We start from the raw sequence: 23,564 nt of genomic DNA, 5'->3' as shown, positions 1-23,564 counted from the left end.
TCCTCGACCACGTACTGGATCGCCGGCTTGTCCACGACCGGCAGCATCTCCTTGGGAGTGGCCTTCGTCGCCGGCAGGAACCGGGTACCGAGGCCTGCCGCGGGGATGACAGCCTTGCTGATCCTGGGGTGCGACTGAGTCATGCCCGCAACCTTATCCGGTGCCTTTGCAGGGAATCTGTGGCTCCGGCCGGTTGACCCTTTATATGCCGCATGGGAAGGGCGCAAGGACGAGCTGTGGAACACGACGGACGCGCGAGCGAGCCTGACAAGCGGATGTTGCGGCGGGAGTTCCTGTCGGTGAGGAGCAGGTTGACGGGCGATGACGTCGACGAGACGGGCCGCGCGCTGGCCGAGCGCGCGCTGGAACTGCCCGAGCTGGCGGGTGCGCGCACGGTGGCGGCGTACGTCTCCGTGGGCAGCGAGCCCGGCACGGCGGCGCTGCTGGACGCGCTGCGCGCGCGGGGCGTACGGGTCTTACTCCCGGCGCTCCTGCCCGACAACGACCTGGACTGGGGTGAATACGCCGGCCCGGGCTCCCTCGCGCGGGTCCGGCACAGCGGGAAGATGGCGCTTTTCGAGCCCTCCGGCGCGCGTCTCGGTCCGGACGCCGTGACGGCCGCGGACGTGGTGCTGCTGCCCGGGCTCGCGGTGGACGCGCGCGGGATGCGCCTGGGGCGCGGCGGAGGGTCGTACGACCGCGTGCTGTCCCGTCTGGAGCGCGCGGGCGCACGCCCCCGGCTCGTGGTGCTTCTGTACGACACGGAGGTGGTCGCACGCGTCCCGGCGGAGGCGCACGACAAGCCGGTGCACGCCGTGGTGACGCCCTCGGGTGTGCACCGCTTCCCGGGCGTCTGAGCGGACCTCCGGTACGCGAAACGGCCCTCCACGCGTGTGTGGAGGGCCGTTTCCGTGCCGTCACCGTGTCATGGCTCGAGGACGAGTGTGTCGCTCGTGCTCTTGTCGACCGCCGTGCCCGAGAACGACCAGGGCAGCAGCTCGCCCTTGGCCCACAGACTCGTCTGGTCCGTGTAGTGGGCGCTGAAGGCGTGCCCGGAGGCGCCGGTCAGGTTGATCCACCTGGACTTGTCGAAGTCGGCGAGGTTGACGACCATCCGCATGGACGGCACCCAGACGACGTTGTAGCCGCCGGCGGCGTTCCAGCCGGTCGCGTTCACTGTGGCCTCGCCGCCGCTGAGCTTCCAGGGGCCGCGGTTGAGGATGTACTGCAGCGCCTCGGGGCCGTCGGTGCCGAGCGTCTGGTTCTTCAGGAACAGGCGGTGCAGCCGGCCCCAGCTCCAGGTGTCGATGTCCTTGCCGAGCTTGGCGGTCAGCTCCCAGCGGGCGTCGATCATGGCGCGGGCGAAGAGCTGGTCCATGGTGTTCGCCGCGGGACGCGTGCCCGACTTGGGCGTCTTCCACCAGTCGCTGTCCGGCTTCTCCATCAGGGTGCGCACGACCTCGAACCAGCGGTCGCCGCCGTCCGGCTGCGCCTGGTCGGCGTCGCGCTCGCCGCACTCGCGTACCTTGGCGTCGTCGTCGACCGGGCCGGTGCTGTCGATCTTGTCGACCCACAGGCACTGTCCCTTGACGCGGAGCTCCTTGGGGAGCTTGTTGCCGAAGGAGAGCTTGAGGATGTTGCGCCACACGGCGTTGAAGTAGGCGGCTGCCGCGGAGTCGGCGTCCTGGGTGTAGTCCCAGCCCTCCAGCAGCTTCTGCGCGTCGCGCACGTCCTTGTCGTCGAGGTTGATCTTCAGCAGCTTCGGCACCAGGAGTTTGGCGATCTCGCTGCTGCTGTCCAGCTGCATCTGCCGCATGTCGTCGGTCGAGATCCGGCCCCCGTTTTTGATCTTGGATTCGATGAGGTCGGCGATGCGCTGGCTGCGGGTGCCGTAGCCCCAGTCGGTGGTGAGGGTGTACGGGTACTTGTCCTTGTCGACCACGGCCTGGTTGGCGGTGACGATGTAGCCGCGCTTGGGGTCGAACTCGTAGGGAAGCTCGTCCTTCTTGATGAAGCCGGTCCAGCGGTACTTCGAGTCCCAGCCCGGCGCCGGGAGGGAGCCGTCGTCGGCGGAGGAGCGCGTGGGGATCTTGCCGGGCAGCGTGTAGCCGATGTGGTTGTCGGTGTCGGCGTAGACGAGGTTCTGCGACGGCACGTCGAACAGGGCGGCCGCCTGGCGGAAGTCGCTCCAGTCCGCCGCCTTGTCGAGGGCGAAGACGGCGTCCATGGAGGTGCCCGGGTCGAGCGCCGTCCACCTCAGGGCGATGCCGTAGCCGTCGCCGCGGTCGGGGGCGGCGGCGTTGACCGTGGCCTTCTTGCCGACCTCGACGAGTTCGTCGTCACGGTCGGACAGCAGCGGCATCCCGTCCTGCGTCTGGCGCACGACGATCGTCTTGGAGGCGCCGCCGGCGACCTTGATGGTCTCCTCGCGGGACTTGAACGGCCGGACCTTGCCGTCGTACAGGTAGCCGTTCGAGCTCACCTTCTCCAGGTAGAGGTCGGTCACGTCGACCCCGGAGTTGGTCATGCCCCAGGCGATGTCCGCGTTGTGGCCGATGATCACACCGGGCATCCCGGCAAACGTGTAGCCGGTCACGTCGTACTGGCACTTGGTGGAGACGCTGCGGCAGTGCAGGCCCATCTGGTACCAGACGGACGGCAGCGACGCCGACAGGTGCGGGTCGTTGGCGAGCAGCGGCTTCTTGTTGATCGTGTATTTCCCGGACACCACCCAGGAGTTCGAGCCGATGCCCTGGCCGTTCACACCGACGGCGGTGGGAACGTCGTCCAGGACCTTGTAGAGGCCCCCCAGCTGGCTCCTGAGCGTCGATCCGGTCGTGCCCGGGGTGGAAGAGCCCGCCGAGCCCGTCGTGCCCGCAGCGGCGCCTGTAGCGCCGCGGGTGGTGCCGGGCGTGCCCGTCGTGCCGGTGCCCCGGGAGGTGCCTGTGGCGCCGCTCTGCTGGAAGGACTTGGTCAGCTCGTTGTACTGGCCTTCCTGCACGATCGGCTTGTTGCGGCTGTAGGGGTACTCCGGGTACAGGTCCTGGATCTGCTGCGGGCCGAGCCGGCTGGTCATCAGGGCGCGGTCGATCTCGTCCTGCATGTTGCCGCGCAGGTCCCAGGCCATCGCCTTCAGCCAGGAGACGGAGTCGACCGGGGTCCAGTTCGCCGGCTTGTAGTCGTTCGTGAAGCCGAGGGCGGCGTACTCCAGGGAGATGTCCTTGCCGTTCTTGCCCTGGAGGTAGGCGTTGACTCCCTTGGCGTACGCCTGGAGGTTCTTCTTCGTGGCGGCCGACAGCTTGGTGTCGTACTCCTGCCTGGCGATGCGGTCCCAGCCGAGCGTGCGCAGGAACTCGTCGTTCTTGACCTGGCTCTTGCCGAACATCTCCGACAGGCGCCCGGACGTCATGTGCCGGCGCACGTCCATCTCGTAGAACCGGTCCTGCGCCTGGACGTACCCCTGCGCCATGAACAGGTCCTCGTCGGAGGACGCGTAGATCTGCGGGATGCCGTTGCCGTCCCGCTTGACGTCGACCGGCCCGGACAGGCCCTGGAGGGTGATCGTTCCCGTGGTCTGCGGGAAGGAGGCGCGGACGGTACTGATCGACCAGTACGCCCCGTAGGCGATGCCTCCGATGATGGCCAGTACCAGGACCAGCACCATCAGTCGGGCTTTGCGCCCCTTCTTCCTGCCGGACTCGGCGGGCGCGGCACCGGTGGTGGCGGTGTCACCCGTTGTGGCGGTGGTGTTGGGGGGCATCGCTGTCCTTGCTGTCCTAACGCGAGCGGCAGGTCGGGCTGTGACTTTGAATGAGCGCTGGAGCAACCATAGGCGCAGGGCTCTGTCCCCCTGGACGCGGAGTCGGGAACCAGCGCGCACGAGCGTTCGATCTTGCCCCGTCGAGCGTCAAGAAAGCGTCAAGAGTTAGGTAAGGTAACGAAGTAACCTGAGATCTAGGGGAGGAACCGCCGCTGACTGTTCACCACCTCAACCAGCTCCTGCTCGTCTGCTCCTTGGTCCTGCTCGTCGCCGTAGCGGCCGTGCGGATCTCCTCCCGCAGCGGGCTCCCCAGCCTGCTCGTCTACCTGGCGATCGGCGTCCTCATGGGCCAGGACGGGATCGGCGAGATCCACTTCAACAGCGCCGCGCTGACCCAGGTCATGGGGTACGCGGCCCTGGTCGTGATCCTCGCCGAGGGCGGTCTCGGCACGAAGTGGAAGGCGATCAGGCCGGTCCTGTCGTCCGCCTCCGTCCTGGCGACCGCCGGTGTCGCCGTCAGCGTGGGGGTCACCGCGGCGGGCGCGCACTATCTGGTCGGGCTGGAGTGGCGGCAGGCGCTCATCATCGGCGCGGTGGTGTCGTCGACGGACGCGGCGGCGGTCTTCTCGGTGCTGCGCAGAGTTCCCCTCCCCGCGCGCGTGACGGGCACGCTGGAGGCGGAGTCCGGCTTCAACGACGCCCCGGTGGTCATCCTGGTCGTCGCCTTCTGCACGGCCGGTCCGGTCGAGCACTGGTACGTCCTGCTGGGGGAGATAGCCCTGGAACTGGCGATCGGCGCCGCCCTGGGGCTCGCCGTGGGCTGGTTCGGCTCCTGGGGGCTCAAGCACGTGGCCCTGCCCGCCTCGGGCCTCTATCCGATCGCCGTGATGGCCATCGCGGTCACCGCGTACGCCGCCGGCGCCCTGGCGCACGGCAGCGGCTTCCTGGCCGTCTACCTGGCCTCGATGGTGCTCGGCAACGCCAAGCTGCCCCACTGGCCCGCGACGCGCGGCTTCGCCGAGGGGCTCGGCTGGATCGCGCAGATCGGCATGTTCGTCGTACTCGGTCTGCTGGTCACCCCGCACGAGCTGGGCGACGACGTCTGGCCCGCCCTCGTCATCGGGCTCGCCCTGACCATGGTGGCCCGTCCGCTGAGCGTGGTGCTCAGCCTGGCGCCGTTCCGCGTGCCGTGGCAGGAGCAGACCCTCATGTCGTGGGCGGGACTGCGCGGCGCCGTGCCCATCATCCTGGCAACGATCCCGATGGTGAGCGGCGTCACGGGCAGCCGCCGCATCTTCAACATCGTCTTCGTGCTGGTCGTGGTGTACACCCTCGTCCAGGGGCCGACTCTGCCATGGCTGGCGCGCACACTGCGCCTGGGGGAGCAGGGCGAGGCCTCCGACCTGGGCATCGAGTCGGCACCCCTGGAGCGGCTGCGCGGGCACCTGCTGTCCGTCTCGATCCCGGAGGGCTCCCGGATGCACGGTGTCGAGGTCAGCGAGCTGCGCCTGCCGCCGGGGGCCGCCGTCACGCTCGTCGTGCGCGAAGAAGAATCGTTCGTTCCGCTGCCCACGACCGTGCTGCGCCGGGGCGACGAGTTGCTCGTCGTCGCCACCGACCCGGTGCGCGACGCGGCGGAGCGACGCCTGCGCGCGGTCGCCCACGGAGGCAAGCTGGCGGGCTGGCTGGGCACGAACGGAGCGGGCAGCTTGCGTTAAGGGCGCGTTTCGGACGGTTCACGCCCCATGAATTCCCAGGTGGCCCCGACCGTGGTGCTCGTTTTCACAGCCGGGGGCGGCGCTGATCCCTGTAGCATGAAGGCGCACCCTGAATCGAACCAACTCTGCCTGACGCAGAGCTGGCGCGACCGTATGGCGGCCGGGTCCCCCCACCCGCAGTGGGCGCCGGTATCTACCGCAGTCCGCGCAAGAGGACAGCTCTCGGCGCCCGGGCCCACACGGCCCGCGCTACCAGGCGGCAGAAAGGCACGGCCGTGGGATCCACGGTCACCACCACCGAACCGGAGAAGACCTCGCCGGCCTCGTCCCGCCCCGGATACGGTCAGTTGCTGCGCACCCGCGGCGCCTGGACCTTCCTGCTCCCCGGTTTCGCGGCGCGCCAGCCGTTCGCGATGCTCACCCTCTCCATCGTGCTGCTGGTGCAGCACACCACCGGCTCGTACGGCGCCGCAGGCGCCACCGCGGCCGTCACCGGTGTCTCGATGGCGCTGTTCGCGCCGTACAGCGGTCGCCTCGCCGACCGCTGCGGCCAGCGCGCCGTGCTGGTCCCCGGCGTCCTCGTGCACACGCTGGCGGGCCTGTCCCTGACGGCGCTCGCGCTGGCGCACGCGCCCCTGTGGGCGCTGTTTCTGGCGGCCGTCCCGACGGGCGCCTCGGTACCGCAGGTCGGCCCCATGGTGCGTGCGCGCTGGGGCGTGAAGCTGCAGGGCTCGCCCCTGATGACCACCGCGGCGGCGTTCGAGTCGGTCACGGACGAGCTGACCTTCGTCTTCGGTCCGCTGCTGGCGACCGCGCTGTGCACCACCGTGGCGCCGGCCGCGGGCCTGTTCACGGAGGGCGCGCTGACCCTCGTCGGCGGGCTGCTGTTCGCCGCGCAGAAGGGCACGCAGCCGCCGGTGAGCGGTGAGAGCGGACACGCGCGCGTGGAGCACGGCTCCGCCCTGCGCGTGCCCGGTGTGCGCGTCCTGGTCGTGACCTTCCTCGGCATCGGGTCCGTCTTCGGCGGCATGCAGGTGTCGCTGGCGGCGTTCACCGAGTCGATCGGCGAGCCCGGCCTGAACGGTGTCCTGTACGGCGTCTTCGCCGCCGGAAACATGCTGTCCGGCATCGTGTGCGGCGCGGTCGCCTGGAAGGTCGCCCCCCAGCGGCGCCTGGTCGTCGGCTACACGGCGCTCGCGATCGTCGCGTCCGCCCTGTGGACGGCGCACTCGGTGCTGCTGCTCGCCGGGCTCGGCCTGCTGGTCGGCATGTGCATCGCGCCGGCGCTGATCACCGGCTACACGCTGGTCGAGGGCCTGGTCCCGGCCGGCGCCCGCACAGAGGCCTTCACGTGGCTGACCGGCGCGGTCGCACTCGGCCAGGCGGCCGCCGTCACGGTCGCCGGGCAGCTGGAGGACCGGCTGTGGGACGGTGCGGGGTTCCTCGTGCCGATGGCAGGCACCGTGCTCGCGCTGGTGACCCTGCTGGCGCTGCGATCACGGCTGGTCGCGCGGCAGCAGAACCGGACCGTCGCACGTGGCGTCGGTCACCGCGTGCCGGTCACGGTGGACTGATCCCCGGGAATACGTCACTATGGACCGTCGTTAGCACTCATCGAGTGAGAGTGCCAGGAGGAAGACAGTGCCGACCTACCAGTACCAGTGCACCGAGTGCGGCGAGGGCCTTGAGGCGGTGCAGAAGTTCACCGATGATGCCCTGACCGAGTGCCCCAACTGCGGTGGCCGCCTGAAGAAGGTGTTCTCCGCGGTCGGCATCGTCTTCAAGGGCTCCGGCTTCTACCGCAACGACTCCCGCGGCTCCACGTCCAGCAGCAGCCCGGCGTCGACGTCGTCGAGCTCGTCCAGCACGTCTTCGTCCGACTCGAAGTCGTCCACGGCATCGTCCTCGACGTCGTCCTCGGCCGGCTCCGCCAGCAGCTCGGCCGCCTGACCTCTTTTCCCCGGACCCTGCCCTCGATACGACGGCAGGGTCTTCGGCGCTCGCCGGCACCGGATCCCCCGCGGTTCCGCCGCCCGCTAGTGTGCTGGTCATGGCGAACGCAGAGATCGGCGTAATCGGCGGCTCGGGCTTCTACTCGTTCCTCGACGACGTGACCGAGGTCCAGGTGGACACCCCCTACGGGCCGCCCAGTGACTCCCTCTTCCTCGGCGAGATCGCCGGTCGGCGGGTCGCCTTCCTGCCCCGGCACGGCCGCGGCCACCATCTGCCGCCGCATCGCATCAACTACCGCGCCAACCTCTGGGCGCTGCGCTCCGTCGGCGTACGTCAGGTTCTCGGCCCCTGCGCGGTGGGCGGACTGCAGCCGGAGTACGGCCCCGGCACCCTGCTCGTGCCGGACCAGTTCGTGGACCGTACGAAGTCCCGGATACAGACGTACTTCGACGGGTTGCCGCTGCCCGACGGCACCGTGCCGAACGTCGTGCACGTGTCCATGGCCGATCCCTACTGCCCCACCGGACGGGCTGTCGCCCTGAAGGCCGCCCGGGGGCGGGACTGGGAGCCGGTGGACGGCGGCACGCTGGTCGTGGTCGAGGGGCCGCGCTTCTCCACGCGTGCCGAATCGTTGTGGCACCAGGCACAGGGCTGGTCGGTCGTGGGCATGACCGGTCACCCGGAAGCGGCGCTCGCCCGGGAACTGGAGCTGTGCTACTCGTCGCTGACCCTGGTCACCGACCTGGACGCCGGCGCCGAGACCGGCGAGGGTGTCTCGCACGAGGAGGTGCTTCGGGTGTTCGCGGCCAACGTGGACCGGCTGCGCGGCGTGCTGTTCGACGCGGTGGCGGCCCTGCCGGAGACCGCGGCACGGGACTGTCTGTGTGTGAGCGCGCTCGGCGGAATGGATCCTGGTTTCGAGCTGCCGTAGGGCACGCGAGCACCCGAGTGGAATTCCCCGTTCGGGTGGGCGAGTTGTCCACAACCCGTGTGTGATCCACCGGCTCCGGCGGGATTCGGCGCGAGGCCTCATCGTGGCGTCGCAAGCCGAATTCCTCGTCGCAGGCGGTGATTCCCATGCCCCGGTCCTCGTCGTCCCCGTATGTGTCCGCGCCCCCTCCCCCTTTCCCGCCTCCCCTCCGGCTCCCGCGTCCGCCGGGCACGGACGCCCCGGCGACCCGTGAGATCCCGCAGTTCCCTCCGGTGCGCGTGCGCGGCGGGCGGTATCAGCTGCAGCGGCTCGTGCGGCACCGCAGGCGGGCCATCGCTGCCGGTCTCGCGGTGACCGCGGCCGCGCTCGTCGCCGCGGGGCCGCGCGGCGGGGCCGAACCGCACCGCGTGGAACAGGCCCGCGGTCACCGGGTCACGGAACCCGTGCGCCGGCACGCGGTGGTGGACGTGGTGACCGCGCCGGTGCGGATCGCCGACGCGGCCACGGTCCGCCTCCTGCGCCCCGGCGACCGTGTCGACGTCATCGCCGCCGAGGATCCGTCGGCCGGGGGCGGCGCCCGGGTGCTCGCGCGCGGTGTGCGGGTGACCATGGTGCCCGAGCCCCTGGAGAGCGGGGCGGAGAGCGGGGCGCTGGTCGTGCTGTCGGTGCCGCGCACCACGGCGGCGCGGCTCGTCGGCGCGAGCGCCACGGCACGCCTGGCGGTGACGCTGTGCTGAACCGTCTCGGACAGTTCCTGGGCGGCCTGCTGTCAAGCCGCTGGATCCAGCGCCCGCACTGGACAGGAGGGCCTCACCGTGCCGTAGGTTGCGGAGCGTGTCGTTCCACACCCTGTGCATGCGAGGAGAGTCCCCTAGGTGAGTGCGAAGCAGGAACCGAGCGTCTGGCAGGGCTTCAAGGCCTTCCTCATGCGCGGCAACGTCGTCGACCTGGCCGTGGCCGTGGTGATCGGCGCGGCCTTCTCGAACATCGTCAACTCAGTGGTGAAGGGGATCATCAACCCGCTGGTCGGCGCGATCGGCACGCAGAACCTGGACAACTACAGCTCGTGCCTGAGCACCAAGTGCGAAGGGACCCACGGCATCCAGCTGATGTGGGGCTCTGTCCTCGGTGCCACGCTGACCTTCCTGGTCACCGCGACGGTGGTGTACTTCCTGATGGTCCTGCCGATGTCCAGGTACCTGGCCCGGCAGGCGGCCCGCAAGGCGGCGCGGGAGGGCACGAAGGAGGTCGTCGAGGTGAGCGAGCTGGAGGTGCTCAAGGAGATCCGCGACGCGCTGGTCGCACAGCGTGGATCCGGGCACGTCGAACGCTAGCCGCGCTGCTGCGGACGGCTCAGAGGTGGTGGGGCGGCTTCTCGTCGAGGAAGCGCTTCAGGTCGGCGGCGCTGTCGCCGTCCGTGCGCTCGCCCCAGCCGCGATCGGTGTCGTCCGAGGACTGCCGGTCCAGCGGGTCGTCGAAGATCAGCGCGGGCTTCGGGTCGCGGGGCTCGGATTCGGGGGCGGTGCGCATGCCTCAAGGGTACGGTCCCGGTCCACGCGCCCGCGCACGTCCGGCGCCCCCGGCGGGAGCCGCTTGTGAATGCGTTCACTGCCTGCCGGTGCCTTTACAAGGCCTTCCGGCTGCTTTTCTGCTGTGCTGAGAGGCATGACGTCGAGTTCCGCTCCGGCGCCCGCCCCCTCGGGCGCCCCCCAGTCCTCCGGGCCGCTGCGACGGCTCACCGCGCGCGGGCGCGACGAGGCGCACCGGGTCTCCTCACCACTGGAGCTCTTCTTCGACCTGTGCTTCGTCGTGGCGATCGCGCAGGCGGGTGTCCAGTTGGTGCACGCCGTCGCCGAAGGGCAGGCGGGCGGTGGAATCCTCAACTACGCCATGCAGTTCTTCGCCGTCTGGTGGGCCTGGATGAACTTCACCTGGTTCGCCTCGGCGTACGACAACGACGACGCGCTCTACCGGGTCGTCACCCTGGTGCAGATCGCCGGCGTCCTGGTGCTGGCGGCCGGCATCTCCCGGGCCTTCCAGCATCACGACTACCTGGTGGTCTGGCTCGGCTACGTGATCATGCGGCTGGCGATGGCCACGCAATGGCTGAGAGCCGCGAGATCGGCTGAGGACGCGGAGAGAGCCATGGCGTTGCGGTACGCATGCGGTGTGCTGCTGTGTCTGGTCGGCTGGCTCGGACTGGTGCTGCTGCCCGGACCCGCGCGGCCCTGGGTGTTCCTCGTGATGGCGGTCGCGGAGATGTGCGTCCCGCTGTTCGCCGAGAAGGGCTACGGGACCTCCTGGCACCCGCACCACATCGCCGAACGGTACGGTCTGTTCACCATCATCGTGCTCGGCGAGACGATCTCCGCGGCAACCGTCGCCGTGAAGTCGGCCGTGGACGAGCACGACGCGCTGGGCGAGTTGCTGCCGATCGCTGCGGGCGGGCTCCTGATCGTCTTCTCGGCATGGTGGATCTACTTCGTGGTGCCCATCCACGGCCACCTGCGCTCCAACAAGCAGGCGTTCCTGTGGGGTTACGGGCACTACCTGATCTTCGCCTCGGCCGCGGCGATCGGCGCGGGCCTGGAGGTGGCCGTGGAACACGCGGTCGGCAAGGCTCCCCTCTCCACCCTGTCCGCGCAGGCCGCCGTCACGCTGCCCACGGCGCTGTATCTGCTGACCGTCTGGGCGCTCCACTCGAGGCACTTCAAGGTCGGCATCGCCCAGCAGCTGGTACTGCCGGTCACGGCGCTGCTGGTGATCTGCTGCACCTTCCTGGGCGGCTGGGCGGTGCTCGCGGCGGGGCTCGTGACCTCGGCCGCGGTGGCGACCGGAGTGACGCTGACGGCGCGCATGGTCCATCGGGAGCGTGCGGCGAACGCCACCGCTCCGGCAGGCTGAGCCCTCCTGCCAGGTGCCGCGGCAGGCCAGACTGGCCTTCATGACAGTTGACGCAATCACCGACGTGGCCGGGGTGCGGGTGGGCCACGCGACCCGCAGCGGGGACGGCTGGCTCACCGGCACCACGGTCGTCCTCGCTCCGGAGGGCGGCGCGGTCGTCGCCGTGGACGTGCGCGGCGGTGGTCCCGGTACCAGGGAGACCGACGCGCTCGACCCGCGCAATGTGGTGCAGCGGGTCGATGCGGTCGTGCTGACCGGCGGCAGCGCGTACGGGCTCGACGCGGCGTCCGGCGTGATGGCCTGGCTGGAGGAGCAGGGGCGCGGGGTGCGGGTGGGGGCGGACCCGGCGCACGTCGTGCCGGTCGTGCCGGCCGCGTGTGTCTTCGACCTGGGGCGCGGCGGGAACTTCCGCGCGCGGCCGGACGCGGCCACGGGGCGTGCGGCGGTGGAGGCCGCCGCGGGGAGCGCGCCGGGCGCCCGGGTGGCGGAGGGGTGCGTCGGGGCGGGCACGGGCGCCGTGGCGGGGCGGATCAAGGGCGGGGTGGGTACCGCGAGCGCGGTGCTCGACTCGGGGATCACCGTGGCCGCGCTGGTGGTGGTGAATGCTGCGGGGTCGGTGATCGAGCCCGAGACGGGGGCGCTGTACGGGGAGTTGCTTCAGGGGCGGGTGGAGTATCCGGAAGGGCGCGTGCACGAGGACGTGCGCCGGCGCCTCGCCGAGACCGCCGCGGAGAACGCGCCGCCTCCGCTCAACACGACACTGGCCGTGGTCGCAACCGACGCCGGCCTCTCCAAGGCGCAGGCGCAGAAGCTGGCGGGGACGGCGCACGACGGGATTGCGCGCGCTGTACGGCCGGTGCACCTCATGAACGACGGGGACACGGTGTTCGCGCTGGCGACCGGCGCGCGTTCGCTGTCCGAGCACCCGTTGGAGCTCAATGGCATCCTCGCCGCCGGCGCGGATGTCGTGACGCGCGCGATCGTGCGGGGTGTGCGCGCCGCCGAGTCGGTCGTCGGGCCGGGCGGAAGGTGGCCGTCGTACGGGGAGTTGTACGGGGCGCGACAGGGGTGGTGAAGGGGTGTTGGCCCGTGCGTCGGGCTTGAATTGTCGCGGTTCTGTCACGTGATGGCGTTTACGGGGGTTGGAGGGAACCTTCCCGGGCGCCGGTGCGCTCTTTCTTCACGCACTGGAACGGATCACGCACATCACATGAACCTGGAGCAGCCCGTGACAACGCCGGACATTGCAGCGCGGCGCGCGCTGGGGGCCTGTGCCGCCATGATGGTCGGCGCCCTCACCCTGACCGCTTGCGGTGGCAGCGCCAACGCGACCAGCGACGGCAAGGGCGGCAAGGACTCCCCCAGGACGTCGACGGCGAAGATCGTGATCTCGGCCAAGGACGGTTCGACCGGTGCGTCCATCAACGCGACCGGGGTGAAGGTCAGCGGCGGCAAGCTGACCGACGTGAAGATGACCGTGGCGGGGACGGGGCAGACCGTGGCCGGGGCGGTATCGGCGGACGGCAGCACCTGGAAGCCGAAGCAGCGGCTGGAGCGGGGGACGAAGTACGAGATAGGCGCGACGGCGAAGGACGCCGACGGGCGTACCGCTGCGGCCAACTCCATCTTCACCACGGTCACGTCGGCGAACAGCTTCATCGGCACCTACGCGCCGGACGACGGCAGCACGGTCGGAGCGGGTATGCCGGTGTCGTTCACCTTCGACAAGTCGATCACCGACAAGAAAGCGGTGCAGTCGCGCATCTCGGTCAACTCCAGCAGTGGTCAGCAGGTGGTCGGGCACTGGTTCGGGGACCGGCGGCTGGACTTCCGGCCTCAGGAGTACTGGAAGGCCGGATCCAAGGTCACGATGAACATCGACCTGGACGGGGTCGAGGGCGCGAAGGGCGTCTACGGGGTGCAGAAGAAGACCGTCTCCTTCACCGTCGGGCGGTCGCAGGTCTCCACGGTCGACGTCAACACGCAGACGATGACCGTGGTACGGGACGGCAAGACGATCAAGACGGTGCCGATCTCGGCGGGCAGTGCGCAGCACACCACGTACAACGGGCAGATGGTGATCGCCGAGAAGTTCGTGCAGACGCGTATGAACGGCTCGACGGTCGGCTTCGGCGGCGAGTACGACATCCCGGACGTGCCGCACGCAATGCGGCTGACGTCGTCGGGGACGTTCATCCACGGCAACTACTGGTACAGCAAGGGCAACCCGCCCTTCGGCCGGGAGGGCACCAGCCACGGCTGCATCGGGCTCGCGGACGTGCAGGGCGCGCAGGGCGCCACGTCCGCCAAGTGGTTCTTCGACAACTCGCTCGTCGGGGACGTCGTGATCGTGAAGAACTCCCCCGACACAACCGTCGCCCCCGACAACGGGCTCAACGGCTGGAACATGTCGTGGAGCGCCTGGACCGCGGGAAGCTCCGCCTGAGCTGTACTTTTTGACGCCACGTGAGGCCGCGCGGGAACTTTTCGCGCGGCCCGCGCGTTTTCCCGGCGTACGTTTTCTCGGTTCCCGGACATGATGTCCGACCGAGGGGCTACCGTATGCACCCACAAGGTGACATGCAGCAACGCCGGGAGAAACCTTGAGCGTTCCGTACGAGACAGCAGCGTACGAACCAGCCGAGTCGCCCGAGTCTCCGGAGGAGCACCTCGCGCGACTCCTCGGCCGTGCCCTGAACTCCTTCGAGCTGCCCGACGAGGTGATACGGCAGCTCGACTGCGCGCTGGTCCACGACAGTTCGCTGCACTCCGCGTACCACAGCGCGGGGCTGCACCGGGAGACGTACCGGCACACCTGGCTTCTCGCCGACGGCTCCGCGGTCACCCTGTGGGAGCTCGTGCACAACCCCACGCCGGGTGGCCCCCCGGAGCATGAGGTGTACGTCGACGAGGAGGAGCTGCAGGCGGCCACCTCGCGGCTCGGTATGCCCCCGGAGACAGCGGAGTTCGAGCTGCCCGCGCTGATGCCGCTGTGGGCGATTCCCGAGCCACGGCATGTGTTCGACTCCGATGACTCGGCGGACCACGCGCGCCGGCTCCTGCGCCGTGCGGAGAACCCGGACCGTCCCGGTGCGGAGACGGCGGCGCTGCTGGCGACGGCGACCGCGCACGAGATCACGCAGGCGTTCGGGCGCCCGGGGCGCGCCGGACGCGCGGGGCTGAGCTACGCGCTGTACGAGCACGCGTTCCTGCTGCCGGACGACAGCGAGATCTCCCTGTGGGAGGTCGAGCACACGGCGACGCCCGACGGGCGGCACATGTGCGAGGTGTACATGTCGGAGGACGCGGCCCGGGACGCCATGGAGCGGCGCGCGGCGCGGCAGGGGTAGCACGCGGGTCGGTGGCGCGGGTCCCTTGTCGGTCAGTGATCGCCGAGTTGCCGTACCAGCCCGGCGAAGGCGTCCCGTTCCGCCGGGGTCAGCTCCACCGACTCCCATGGGGGTCCGGACTTTCGCTGGGACGGGAGGACCGGAAGGCGGGCAGCCGGGAGCTCTCGGACGGCCTCCGCTCGGAAGCGACGCAGCAGGCGCAGGACGCTGATCGCCCAGACCACACCGGCCAGGGTGAGGACGGCCGTGCCGGCCAGCTGGAGACTCGGGACGTGCTCAGGCATGCGTCCCAGTACACACCACGGTCCGGGACTTTGATCCCGGACCGTGACGTATCTCGCAGGTGCCGTGAACAACTCACAGCGAACTAAAGGGACAAGGCGTGGTGGCGGGGGTGGGTGCGGTGGTCAGGCCGCCACGGGCTGCTTGGTCTCCTTCGGTGTGCCGGCCCCGTCGGCGGCGGGGCCGGTGGCCGTGGCCTCCGGGGCCGGCTTGCGCATGCCCTTGAGGAGGACGACCAGGGCGGTGGTGGCGCAGACACCGGCCGCGATGGCGACGAGGTACAGGAGCGGGTTGCCGATCAGCGGGACCACGAAGATGCCGCCGTGCGGGGCGCGCAGGGTGGCGCCGAAGGCCATCGACAGGGCGCCGGTGAGCGCGCCGCCCACCATGGCGGACGGGATGACCCGCAGCGGGTCCGCCGCGGCGAACGGGATCGCGCCCTCGGAGATGAAGGAGAGGCCCAGGACCCAGGCGGCCTTGCCGTTCTCACGCTCGGTCCGTGTGAACAGCTTGCCGCGTACGGTGGTGGCCAGGGCCATCGCCAGCGGCGGGACCATGCCGGCCGCCATCACCGCTGCCATGATCTTCATCGCGGAGTCGCTGGGGTTCGAGACCGCGATACCGGCGGTGGCGAAGGTGTAGGCGACCTTGTTGACCGGGCCGCCCAGGTCGAACGCCATCATCAGGCCCAGCAGGGCGCCCAGCAGGATGGCGTTGGCGCCGGTGAGGCCGTTCAGCCAGTCGGTGAGGCCCTTCTGGGCGGTGGCGATGGGCTTGCCGATCACGACGAACATCAGGAATCCGACGATCGCCGAGGAGATCAGCGGGATCACCACCACCGGCATGATGCCGCGCAGTGCCGGGGGGATTCGCACCTTCTGGATCCCCAGCACCACGCCACCGGCGATCAGACCGGCCGCCAGGCCGCCGAGGAAGCCCGCGTTGATGGTCAGTGAGATCGCGCCGCCCACGAAGCCGGGGACGAGACCGGGCCGGTCGGCCATGCCGTAGGCGATGTAGCCGGCCAGGACCGGGACGAGGAAGCCGAAGGCCACGCCGCCGATCTGGAACAGCAGGGCGCCCCAGCTGCCGGTCTGCGTCCATACGAAGTGGTCCATGACCGACGGTGCCTTGTTGACCTGCCACCCGCCGATCGCGAAGCCCAGGGCGATGAGGAGGCCGCCCGCGGCGACGAACGGGACCATGTAGCTCACGCCGCTCATCAGCCACTTGCGGAGCTTGGTGCCGTATCCCTCGGTGGAGTCGCCGGCGCGCTCGACCGGCGTGCTGCCCGACGCGGGCGCCGGCGCGCTCGTCTCGCCGCGCGCCGCCTTCTCGCGTACGCCCGTGATGAGTTCGGCGGGCCTGTTGATGCCTGCCTTCACTCCGACGTCGACGGTCGGCTTGCCGGCGAAGCGGTCCTTGTCGCGTACGGGGACGTCGTGCGCGAAGATCACGCCGTCCGCCGCCGCGATCACCGCCGGATCCAGCCGGGTGAAACCGGCCGAACCCTGCGTCTCGACGACGAGTTCGACGCCTGCCTCGCGACCTGCGTTCTCCAGGGACTCGGCCGCCATGTACGTGTGCGCGATGCCGGTCGGGCAGGAGGTGACGGCGACGATGCGGAAGGGGCGCTCGCCGGAGGCGGTGGCGCCCGGCGCCGGGGTGGATCCGTGCTCGTCGGTCACACCCGGCGCCGGGGCCGTGGTACCCGCTGCGGCGCCGGCGGAGGCCGCCACCGGCGCCGCAGCGGTGTCTTCGGAGGCGCTCGCGGCGCCCTGAGCAGCGCCTGCCGCGGCATTCGCGCCCGCGCCCGAGTCCACGCCCCCGGCGCTCGCGTCGTCCTCGGCGCCCTCGCCCGAGGACACTCCCGGCGCCTGCGCCGTACGCGGTGCCTCGTCCCCGCGGACCAGTGCCGCCGCCGTCTCCGCGTCGGACGCCGCGCGCAGCGCCGAGGTGAAGTCGGCGTTCATCAGCTGGCGGGCCAGCGAGGAGAGGATCGTGAGGTGGGCGTCGTCGGCGCCGGCCGGTGCGGCGATCAGGAAGATCAGGTCGGCCGGACCGTCCGCAGCGCCGAAGTCGATGCCGGCGGCGCTGCGGCCGAAGGCGAGGGTCGGCTCGGTGACGTGGGCGCTGCGGCAGTGCGGGATGCCGATGCCGCCGTCGAGGCCGGTCGGCATCTGGGCCTCGCGGGCGGCCACGTCGGCGAGGAAGCCCTCCAGGTCGGTCACCCGGCCCTGGGCCACCATGCGGTCGGCGAGGGCGCGCGCCGCCGCTTCCTTGGTGTCGGCGGACAGGTCGAGGTCGACCAGGTCCGCCGTGATCATGTCGCTCATCGCGGGCTCCTATGCACGCGTATCGCCCGGGGAGGGGTGGGCGGAGGAGGTGGGGACGGGGATGCTGTGGGGGAGGCGGTGCGGAGGGTGGCTTTGGTGAGTAACGGGGAGTCTCGCCGGGGCCGGGCCGGAGTGGTCGTACGACGGCGGGTCAGGGCGTTCATGACACCGGCTCCGTCAGTTCGCGGTCGAGGGGGATCTCGGCCGTGACGGTCACCGCGGCCGGGTCCAGGTCGTCGGGGGTCGGCATGACGCTGCCGGGGAGCTGGACCGCGGCGGCGCCGTGGGCGACGGCGGAGGCGAGGGCCTCGGGGCCGGTGCCGCCGGCGATCAGGAAGCCGGCGAGGGAGGAGTCGCCGGCGCCGACGTTGCTGCGGACGGTGTCCACGCGCGCGGCGGCGAACCAGGCGCCCGCGTCCTCCACGAGGAGCTGCCCGTCGGCGCCGAGGCTCGCGAGGACGGCGCGTGCGCCCATGCCGCGCACCTCCTCGGCCGCCTTCAGCGCGTCGCCCACGGTGGCCAGGGGGCGCCCGACGGCTTCCGCGAGCTCTTCGGCGTTGGGCTTCACCACGTCAGGCCGCGCGCGCAGCGCCTCCAGCAGCGCATGCCCCGAGGTGTCCAGCGCGATGCGTGCGCCCTCGGCGTGCGCCCGCGTGACGACATCGGCGTACCACGCGGGCGCGAGCCCCCGGGGCAGGCTGCCGCAGCACGCGATCCAGTCGGCGTCCCGTGACTGCTCGCGGACGGTGTCCAGAAGGAGTTCCTGTTCGGCCGGGGACAGTTCGGGGCCGGGGGCGTTGATCTTCGTCAGCACGCCGTCCGCCTCGGCGAGCGCGATGTTGGAGCGGGTGGCTCCGGTGATCGGGACGGGCGCGACCTCGATGCCCTGCGCGTCGAGCAGGTCGGCGACGAGCGCCCCCGGCGCACCACCCAGGGGCAGGACGGCGACCGTGCGCCGTCCGGCGGCCGTGACGGCGCGCGAGACGTTCACGCCCTTGCCGCCCGGGTCCATGCGCTCGGTCTCGGCGCGGATGACTTCGCCGCGCTTGAGCGCCTGGACCTCGTAGGTGCGGTCGAGGGACGGGTTGGGGGTGACGGTGAGGATCATGCGCGCACTACTTCCGTGCCGCCGCGCTCGATGGCGGCGGCGTCTTCGGGGCTCAGCCCGCTGTCGGTGATCAGCAGGTCCACGTCGCTCAGGTCGCCGAAGCGGGCGAAGTGCTCCTGGCCGTGCTTGGCGGAGTCGGCCAGCAGCACCACGCGGCGGGCGGCGGCGACCGCGGCCCGCTTGACCGCGGCCTCGGCGAGGTCCGGGGTGGTCAGACCGTGCTCGGCGGAGAAGCCGTTCGCCGCCACGAGCAGCACGTCGGCGCGGATCTCGCCGTACGCGCGGAGCGCCCAGGCGTCCACGGCGGCGCGTGTGCGGTGTCGTACGCGCCCTCCGACCAGGTGGAGCTGGATGCCCGGGTGGTCGGCGAGGCGGGCGGCGATGGGCAGGCTGTGCGTGACGACGGTCAGGGAGGATTCCAGCGGAAGCGCGGCGGCGACCCGGGCGACGGTCGTACCGGCGTCGAGGATCAGCGTGCCCTCGGTGGGGAGTTCCGCGAGGGCGGCCTTGGCGATGCGGTCCTTCTCGCCGGCGGCGGTGGACTCACGCTCGGTGAGGTCCGGTTCGAAGTCGAGGCGGCCGACCGGGATGGCTCCGCCGTGCACCCGGCGGACGAGGCCGGCACGATCGAGGGCCTTCAGATCGCGACGGATCGTTTCTGCGGTGACCTGGAACTCCTCGGCGAGCGACAGCACGTCCACCCGGCCGCCCTCGCGTGCGAGCCGGAGGATCTCCTGCTGCCGTTCCGCTCCGTACATGTCGCTGGCTCCGCCTGATGTCCGATCACTTCCGGACAATGCCCGAACGTGTGGTTCCAAGCCGAGGCTACGCCCGCTTTTCCGGAAAGTAAACAGGTTCGGATTTCAATCGGGCATGAACAGACACGCGGGTGCGACGGGGGCCCGGCACCTGGTCGGTGCCGGGCCCCCGTCGTACCCGCTCAGGGCACCAGCTCGGGTTCCTTGTCCAGGACGGGTGCCTCCGCTTCCGGCGCCTCCTCCGCCTGCTGTGCGGGCCGCTTCGGCAGGGCGGTCATCAGCAGGAAGATCACGCCCATGATCGCCGCGACCCACCACAGCGCGTGCTGGAAGGCGTGCACGAAGGCGGGACCGACCTGGGCCGGGGCCAGCCGGTCGCCGATCTCGCCGAAGAACACGACGGACACGAGCCCGAGGCCGAGCGCGTTGCCCATCTGCTGCACCGTGTTGATCAGGCCGGACGCGGAACCGGCGTGCTCACGCGGAACCTCCGAGAGCACCGCGTCGGTCAGCGGGGCGACGATCAGGCCCATCCCGGCGCCCATCACGACCAGCGGCAGGGCCATCTGCCAGGAGGCGATGGACAGGCCGTACCGGTGCGCCTCCCACAGATACAGCAGGACGCCGGCGCCCATCACCAGCGCGCCCGCCTGGAGCACCTTCCGCCCGAACCTGGGCACCAGCTGCTGCACCGACAGGCCGGCCGCCGTGGACACCGCGAGGGAGAACGGCACGCCGGTCAGCCCGGCCCGCAGCGGGCTCCAGCCCAGGCCGATCTGCATGTACAGCGTCCAGACCAGGAAGAAGATGCCGAGCGCGACACCGAAGACGGTCTGCACGGCGATGCCCGCGGCGAAGCTCTTCACCCGGAAGAGGGACAGTTCGACGAGCGGGGAACCGTCCCTGGCCGCCTTCCGTTTTTCGTACGACACCAGCACCGCGAAGACGACGAGCGCGCCGGCCATGCAGGCGTACCCCCACAGCGGCCAGCCCAGCTCCCGGCCGCGCGTGAGCGGGTAGAGCAGCATCAGCAGGCTCAGCGAGACCAGGGCGACACCGACGAGGTCCAGCTTCAGCGCCTTGGGGGCCTTCGACTCGGTGATGAAGCGACGGCCCAGCAGCCAGGCCATGACACCGACGGGGAGGTTGATGAGGAAGATGGGCCGCCATTCGAGGCCGAAGAGGTTCCACTCGGTCAGCAGGGCGCCGAGCAGCGGACCGGAGACCGCGCCCAGGCCGACGATCGCGCCGAACAGGCCGAACACCTTGCCGCGTTCGTGGGCCGGGAAGGTGGTGTGCACGATCGACAGCACCTGCGGCACCATCATGGCCGCCATGCCGCCCTGCAGGATGCGGGAGGCGACCAGCATCTCCGGGTTGGCGGCGAAGCCGCACAGGGCGGAGGCGAGAGTGAAGCCGCCGATACCGATCAGGAACAGCCGCTTGCGGCCGTGGATGTCGCCGAGACGGCCGCCGGTGATGAGACCGGCTGCGAAGGCCAGGGCATAGCCGGCGGTTATCCACTGGATCTGGCTGACCGAGGCGTGTGCGCTCCGCCGGATCGACGGGATGGCGATGTTGACGATCGTGACGTCGACCAGGTCCATGAAGGCGGCGGTCATGACGATCGCGAGGGCGAGCCAGCGGGTTCTGTCGGTTACGGCGGGGAGCGCCGTGCGGGCGGATGTGGTGGGCCGGTTGTCCGTCCGTCGTGGTTCGTCGCGCAGTTCCCCGCGCCCCTTCAGGGTGTTCCGGTCGTTGTCGGGCATGGAAAGAAGGTACGGCCCCATTAGGTCAGATCATGTCCTAGATCTACGGCATCCTCGCACTCATGACCACGGACACGCCGGCACGACTGCTGCAGCTCCTCTCGCTCCTCCAGACACCCCGCGAGTGGCCCGGTGGGGAGCTGGCCGGGCGGCTGGGGGTGTCGCGTCGTACCGTGCGGCGGGACATCGACCGGTTGCGGGAGCTGGGCTATCCGGTGCAGGCCACGAAGGGCGCGGATGGCGGGTACCGGCTGGTCGCGGGCAAGGCGATGCCACCGCTGGTGCTGGACGACGAGGAGGCGGTGGCGATCGCGGTGGGTCTGCGGGCCGGTGCCGGGCACGCCGTGGAGGGCGTGGACGAGGCGTCCGTGCGGGCGCTGGCCAAGCTGGAGCAGGTGCTGCCGGCCCGGCTGCGCCACAGGGTGTCCACGCTGCAGGCGGCGACCACATCGCTGACCAGCGGGGACGGACCGAGCATCGCGCCGGAGACGCTGACCGTGATGGCCTCGACGGTGGCGGGGCACGAGCGGCTGCGGTTCATCTACCGCGACAGGGACGGCGGCGAGTCGCGGCGGCTGACCGAGCCGCACCGGCTGGTGTCGACGGGGCTGCGGTGGTACCTCGTCGCCTACGACCTCGACCGCGCCGACTGGCGGACCTTCCGGGTGGACCGGGTGAGCGAGCCGTTCGCGACCGGAGCCCGGTTCGCGCCGCGGGAACTGCCGACGGGGAACGCCGCCGAATACCTGCGGCAGTCCATGCGGCGGCGGCAGGAGACGTATCCGTTCGCGGTGCGGTTCGCCGCGCCGGCGGAACAGGTCGCCGCGCGGCTGCCGGTGTGGCTCGGGGCGTTGCAGGACGACGGCGAGGGGGGCTGTGTCCTGCGGGGCACCTCCGGTGATTCCGTGGAGTGGCTGGCGGTGCGGCTGGTGATGGCGGGGTACGAGTTCACCGCACGGGAGCCTGCTGAACTGGTGGCGTGTGTGCGGGAGTTGGGTGGTCGGCTGAGCCGGGCGGGCGCGGGCGGTGCTGCGGAGGCTGGGGAGGCTTGGGAGGGGGCCTAGGGAACAGCCTGCTTGTGCCTGGTTTCAGGCCCCTCGGTGACGGTCTCGCCTTGCCCGGTGGTCCACTCGAAGCCCCGCAGGGAAACGAGGTTGCGCAGGGCCAGGGCTGCGGGGCCGTCCGGGCCGGCGGGTGGGGAGGATGCGGCGGCCCAGGACTCCACTGCCACGCGGACGGCGGCGCCGGCCACGGCAGCGGCGAAGCGGAGGTCGGGGGTGTCCGGTACGGGCGCCGTGGGGCCGGCGCGGAGGGCCGTTGGTGTGATGCGGGCCGCCAGGATCTCGGCCAGGGCCTGTTCCGATGCCTGGCACACCTCGGCCCAGACCTTGCGCAGGGCGGGGCTGTCGCCGGCCAGGCGGATCAGGGTGCGGACCCATTCCCAGGACGCCGCCGAGATGCCCCTACCGGGGGTGAGGGTGCGGTGGACGGCGTGTTCCAGGGCCTCGGGGACGGTCAGGTGCGCCGGGGCCGAGCGGACCGCTTCCGACCAGCGCTGGGCGCCCGCGGCATAGAGGGGGGCGACCGCTTCCTCCTTGGTGGCGAAGTAGCGGTAGAACGTGCGCGGTGCGATGCCCGCCGCCTGCGCGATGTCCTCGGCGCGGGTGGCCCGCAGGCCCTGGCGGACGAACAGGGCCGCTGCCGCGCGGGCGATCTCCATCCGGGTCTCGGCCTTCCGGCGTTCGGTGAGCGAGACCGGCGGTGAGGCGGAAAACAGCTGGTGGGCGGCGCTGGGGGTGGTGCTCACCCCGGCAGGCTATGCCCATGTGGCAGAATCTGCCATCCGGCGGTCCACCCCGGGGTTCAGGTACGGGGTGGGCCGTCATTCCAGGATGCGCCACTGCTGCGACACCGTTCGCGCACGGCCCCCTCTCACTCGTTCGTGCCCGGCCGCTCCCTCACTCGTTCGTGCACGGCCCCTCTCTCACTCGCCCGACGACGCCTCCCGCTCCGCCACCTCGGCCCGGCGCCGGAAGCGGATTCCGTCGTCGCGGCCCTTGTCCTCCCGGGAACGTCCGGGCGAACCGAGCGGTTGGCCGGGATTCCCCTCGGGCGAGGTGAGAAGCAGGCGGGGCTGCCGGGGTCAGTAACGGGACTACGGCGTATCAGAGTTGGGGGCCGGGAGGCCTGCCTGCGGACACGGATGAAGCCGGGCTTCGGCGCCCAGGGGGGATGGGTGCCGAAGCCCGGCTCGGGAAGGTCCCGGCGCCGGGGGGGGATTGCGTCGGGACCTGGCTCTGTGGTGGCGGCGGGCGCGTGGGGTCGACCGGTCTGTGCGGGGTGTGGGGAGTGCGGTTCCGGGGCCGGTTGCTGCTGGGCCCGGAAGGGTTGTTCCCGCGGGCCAGGGAGTTGAAGCGATGGGACCACGCCATGTTTGCGCCGTCTTTCGCCACCGGCGTGCGCGTTCCGGGGCACCGTACGCCCCCAAGGCACCACACGTCTCCGCGTACCGGCCGCCCACCGGCACACCCATGGGCTGCCGGGCACTCCATGCTCCCGCCCCGGGGCACGCACGCCCACGCGTACCGCCCCGCCACCCCGCCACCCCGCAGCCCCGCGCACCACCCCGCACGGGGACGCCGGCGCCGACAGTCGCAGGCCCCCACAGCCGCAACGTCCTGGCAACCGCAGCCCC

Annotated in this window: 21 protein-coding genes; 12 read left to right on the top strand and 9 right to left on the bottom strand. The window is 71.1% G+C overall.

Annotated features, from left to right (window positions below; all coding sequences use genetic code 11):
* The coding region (locus ABZ624_RS36780) for a sugar phosphate nucleotidyltransferase (protein WP_356862805.1) at positions 1-143 on the bottom strand (143 nt) is incomplete at its 3' end.
* Positions 144-275: 132 nt separating this feature from the next.
* Here ABZ624_RS36780 and ABZ624_RS36775 point away from each other — a divergent pair.
* Positions 276-857, top strand: a complete 582-nt coding sequence (locus ABZ624_RS36775; RefSeq protein WP_360098967.1) for a 5-formyltetrahydrofolate cyclo-ligase — start codon at positions 276-278, stop codon at positions 855-857.
* Positions 858-925: 68 nt separating this feature from the next.
* Here the strand turns inward: ABZ624_RS36775 and ABZ624_RS36770 are convergent, their stop codons facing one another.
* A complete protein-coding gene (locus tag ABZ624_RS36770; protein ID WP_360098955.1) occupies positions 926-3,760 on the bottom strand; it encodes a penicillin acylase family protein in 2,835 nt (944 codons plus the stop codon).
* A gap of 212 nt (positions 3,761-3,972) precedes the next feature.
* On the opposite strand from ABZ624_RS36770, the gene ABZ624_RS36765 reads away from it, so the two are divergent.
* The 6 genes from ABZ624_RS36765 (at position 3,973) to mscL (ending at position 9,696) form a co-directional block, all read left to right on the top strand.
* Positions 3,973-5,478: a potassium/proton antiporter gene (locus ABZ624_RS36765; protein WP_360098965.1), complete on the top strand. Its 1,506-nt coding sequence runs from the start codon at positions 3,973-3,975 to the stop codon at positions 5,476-5,478.
* Between the two features lie 275 nt (positions 5,479-5,753).
* Positions 5,754-7,052: an MFS transporter gene (locus ABZ624_RS36760; RefSeq protein ID WP_360098953.1), complete on the top strand. Its 1,299-nt coding sequence runs from the start codon at positions 5,754-5,756 to the stop codon at positions 7,050-7,052.
* 67 nt (positions 7,053-7,119) lie between these two features.
* On the top strand, positions 7,120-7,428 hold the full coding sequence (locus ABZ624_RS36755) for an FmdB family zinc ribbon protein (protein ID WP_360098951.1): 309 nt from the start codon (positions 7,120-7,122) through the stop codon (positions 7,426-7,428).
* Positions 7,429-7,528: 100 nt separating this feature from the next.
* Positions 7,529-8,362 (top strand): S-methyl-5'-thioadenosine phosphorylase, encoded by an 834-nt coding sequence (locus tag ABZ624_RS36750; protein WP_360098949.1) that lies wholly within the window; start codon positions 7,529-7,531, stop codon positions 8,360-8,362.
* 146 nt (positions 8,363-8,508) lie between these two features.
* A complete protein-coding gene (locus ABZ624_RS36745; protein ID WP_360098947.1) occupies positions 8,509-9,099 on the top strand; it encodes a hypothetical protein in 591 nt (196 codons plus the stop codon).
* Positions 9,100-9,237: 138 nt separating this feature from the next.
* A complete protein-coding gene (gene mscL / locus ABZ624_RS36740) occupies positions 9,238-9,696 on the top strand; it encodes a large conductance mechanosensitive channel protein MscL (RefSeq protein WP_360098945.1) in 459 nt (152 codons plus the stop codon).
* A gap of 19 nt (positions 9,697-9,715) precedes the next feature.
* Here the strand turns inward: mscL and ABZ624_RS36735 are convergent, their stop codons facing one another.
* Entirely contained in the window at positions 9,716-9,892 is a 177-nt protein-coding gene (locus ABZ624_RS36735; RefSeq protein ID WP_360098943.1) for a hypothetical protein, read from the bottom strand.
* A 135-nt stretch (positions 9,893-10,027) separates the two neighbouring features.
* Between ABZ624_RS36735 and ABZ624_RS36730 the strand changes: the two genes are divergently transcribed.
* The 4 genes from ABZ624_RS36730 to ABZ624_RS36715 all read left to right on the top strand — a co-directional run bounded on the left by ABZ624_RS36730 (position 10,028) and on the right by ABZ624_RS36715 (position 14,616).
* Positions 10,028-11,266 (top strand): low temperature requirement protein A, encoded by a 1,239-nt coding sequence (locus ABZ624_RS36730; RefSeq protein ID WP_360098941.1) that lies wholly within the window; start codon positions 10,028-10,030, stop codon positions 11,264-11,266.
* 40 nt (positions 11,267-11,306) lie between these two features.
* Positions 11,307-12,341, top strand: a complete 1,035-nt coding sequence (locus tag ABZ624_RS36725; RefSeq protein ID WP_360098939.1) for a P1 family peptidase — start codon at positions 11,307-11,309, stop codon at positions 12,339-12,341.
* Between the two features lie 207 nt (positions 12,342-12,548).
* Entirely contained in the window at positions 12,549-13,712 is a 1,164-nt protein-coding gene (locus ABZ624_RS36720; protein WP_360098963.1) for an Ig-like domain-containing protein, read from the top strand.
* Between the two features lie 157 nt (positions 13,713-13,869).
* The gene (locus tag ABZ624_RS36715) at positions 13,870-14,616 is read left to right on the top strand and encodes a DUF6227 family protein (RefSeq protein WP_360098937.1); all 747 of its coding nucleotides are present in this window, start codon (positions 13,870-13,872) and stop codon (positions 14,614-14,616) included.
* Positions 14,617-14,648: 32 nt separating this feature from the next.
* On the opposite strand, the gene ABZ624_RS36710 is transcribed toward ABZ624_RS36715, so the two are convergent.
* The 5 genes from ABZ624_RS36710 to ABZ624_RS36690 form a co-directional block, all read right to left on the bottom strand.
* Positions 14,649-14,900 carry a hypothetical protein gene (locus ABZ624_RS36710; RefSeq protein ID WP_360098935.1) on the bottom strand — a complete coding sequence of 84 codons (252 nt, stop codon included), beginning with the start codon at positions 14,898-14,900 and terminating at the stop codon, positions 14,649-14,651.
* A 123-nt stretch (positions 14,901-15,023) separates the two neighbouring features.
* Entirely contained in the window at positions 15,024-17,234 is a 2,211-nt protein-coding gene (locus ABZ624_RS36705) for a fructose-specific PTS transporter subunit EIIC (protein WP_360098933.1), read from the bottom strand.
* A gap of 160 nt (positions 17,235-17,394) precedes the next feature.
* Entirely contained in the window at positions 17,395-18,342 is a 948-nt protein-coding gene (pfkB, locus tag ABZ624_RS36700) for a 1-phosphofructokinase (protein ID WP_360098931.1), read from the bottom strand.
* Positions 18,339-19,100, bottom strand: a complete 762-nt coding sequence (locus tag ABZ624_RS36695; RefSeq protein WP_360098929.1) for a DeoR/GlpR family DNA-binding transcription regulator — start codon at positions 19,098-19,100, stop codon at positions 18,339-18,341. Before ABZ624_RS36695 ends, pfkB begins: the two co-directional genes overlap by 4 nt.
* Positions 19,101-19,282: 182 nt before the next feature.
* Positions 19,283-20,722: an MFS transporter gene (locus tag ABZ624_RS36690; protein WP_360098961.1), complete on the bottom strand. Its 1,440-nt coding sequence runs from the start codon at positions 20,720-20,722 to the stop codon at positions 19,283-19,285.
* A gap of 209 nt (positions 20,723-20,931) precedes the next feature.
* On the opposite strand from ABZ624_RS36690, the gene ABZ624_RS36685 reads away from it, so the two are divergent.
* The gene (locus ABZ624_RS36685) at positions 20,932-21,933 is read left to right on the top strand and encodes a YafY family protein (RefSeq protein ID WP_360098927.1); all 1,002 of its coding nucleotides are present in this window, start codon (positions 20,932-20,934) and stop codon (positions 21,931-21,933) included.
* On the opposite strand, the gene ABZ624_RS36680 is transcribed toward ABZ624_RS36685, so the two are convergent.
* Positions 21,930-22,589: a TetR family transcriptional regulator gene (locus tag ABZ624_RS36680; protein ID WP_360098959.1), complete on the bottom strand. Its 660-nt coding sequence runs from the start codon at positions 22,587-22,589 to the stop codon at positions 21,930-21,932. The genes ABZ624_RS36685 and ABZ624_RS36680 overlap by 4 nt on opposite strands.
* Between the last annotated feature and the right edge of the window lie 975 nt (positions 22,590-23,564).

The organism is Streptomyces sp. NPDC007205, assembly GCF_040634095.1.
Lineage (GTDB): Bacteria > Actinomycetota > Actinomycetes > Streptomycetales > Streptomycetaceae > Streptomyces.
This window is presented reverse-complemented; position numbering and strand designations above follow the sequence as displayed.

Coding starts and splice junctions, on each gene's coding strand:
- ABZ624_RS36695 (WP_360098929.1), bottom strand. CDS start 19,100: ATGTACGGAGCGGAACGGCAGCAGGAGATCCTCCGGCTCGCACGCGAG.
- ABZ624_RS36775 (WP_360098967.1), top strand. CDS start 276: ATGTTGCGGCGGGAGTTCCTGTCGGTGAGGAGCAGGTTGACGGGCGAT.
- ABZ624_RS36685 (WP_360098927.1), top strand. CDS start 20,932: ATGACCACGGACACGCCGGCACGACTGCTGCAGCTCCTCTCGCTCCTC.
- ABZ624_RS36705 (WP_360098933.1), bottom strand. CDS start 17,234: ATGAGCGACATGATCACGGCGGACCTGGTCGACCTCGACCTGTCCGCC.
- ABZ624_RS36680 (WP_360098959.1), bottom strand. CDS start 22,589: ATGGAGATCGCCCGCGCGGCAGCGGCCCTGTTCGTCCGCCAGGGCCTG.
- ABZ624_RS36725 (WP_360098939.1), top strand. CDS start 11,307: ATGACAGTTGACGCAATCACCGACGTGGCCGGGGTGCGGGTGGGCCAC.
- ABZ624_RS36745 (WP_360098947.1), top strand. CDS start 8,509: ATGCCCCGGTCCTCGTCGTCCCCGTATGTGTCCGCGCCCCCTCCCCCT.
- ABZ624_RS36770 (WP_360098955.1), bottom strand. CDS start 3,760: ATGCCCCCCAACACCACCGCCACAACGGGTGACACCGCCACCACCGGT.
- ABZ624_RS36710 (WP_360098935.1), bottom strand. CDS start 14,900: ATGCCTGAGCACGTCCCGAGTCTCCAGCTGGCCGGCACGGCCGTCCTC.
- ABZ624_RS36730 (WP_360098941.1), top strand. CDS start 10,028: ATGACGTCGAGTTCCGCTCCGGCGCCCGCCCCCTCGGGCGCCCCCCAG.
- ABZ624_RS36750 (WP_360098949.1), top strand. CDS start 7,529: ATGGCGAACGCAGAGATCGGCGTAATCGGCGGCTCGGGCTTCTACTCG.
- ABZ624_RS36735 (WP_360098943.1), bottom strand. CDS start 9,892: ATGCGCACCGCCCCCGAATCCGAGCCCCGCGACCCGAAGCCCGCGCTG.
- ABZ624_RS36690 (WP_360098961.1), bottom strand. CDS start 20,722: ATGACCGCCGCCTTCATGGACCTGGTCGACGTCACGATCGTCAACATC.
- pfkB (WP_360098931.1), bottom strand. CDS start 18,342: ATGATCCTCACCGTCACCCCCAACCCGTCCCTCGACCGCACCTACGAG.
- ABZ624_RS36720 (WP_360098963.1), top strand. CDS start 12,549: ATGGTCGGCGCCCTCACCCTGACCGCTTGCGGTGGCAGCGCCAACGCG.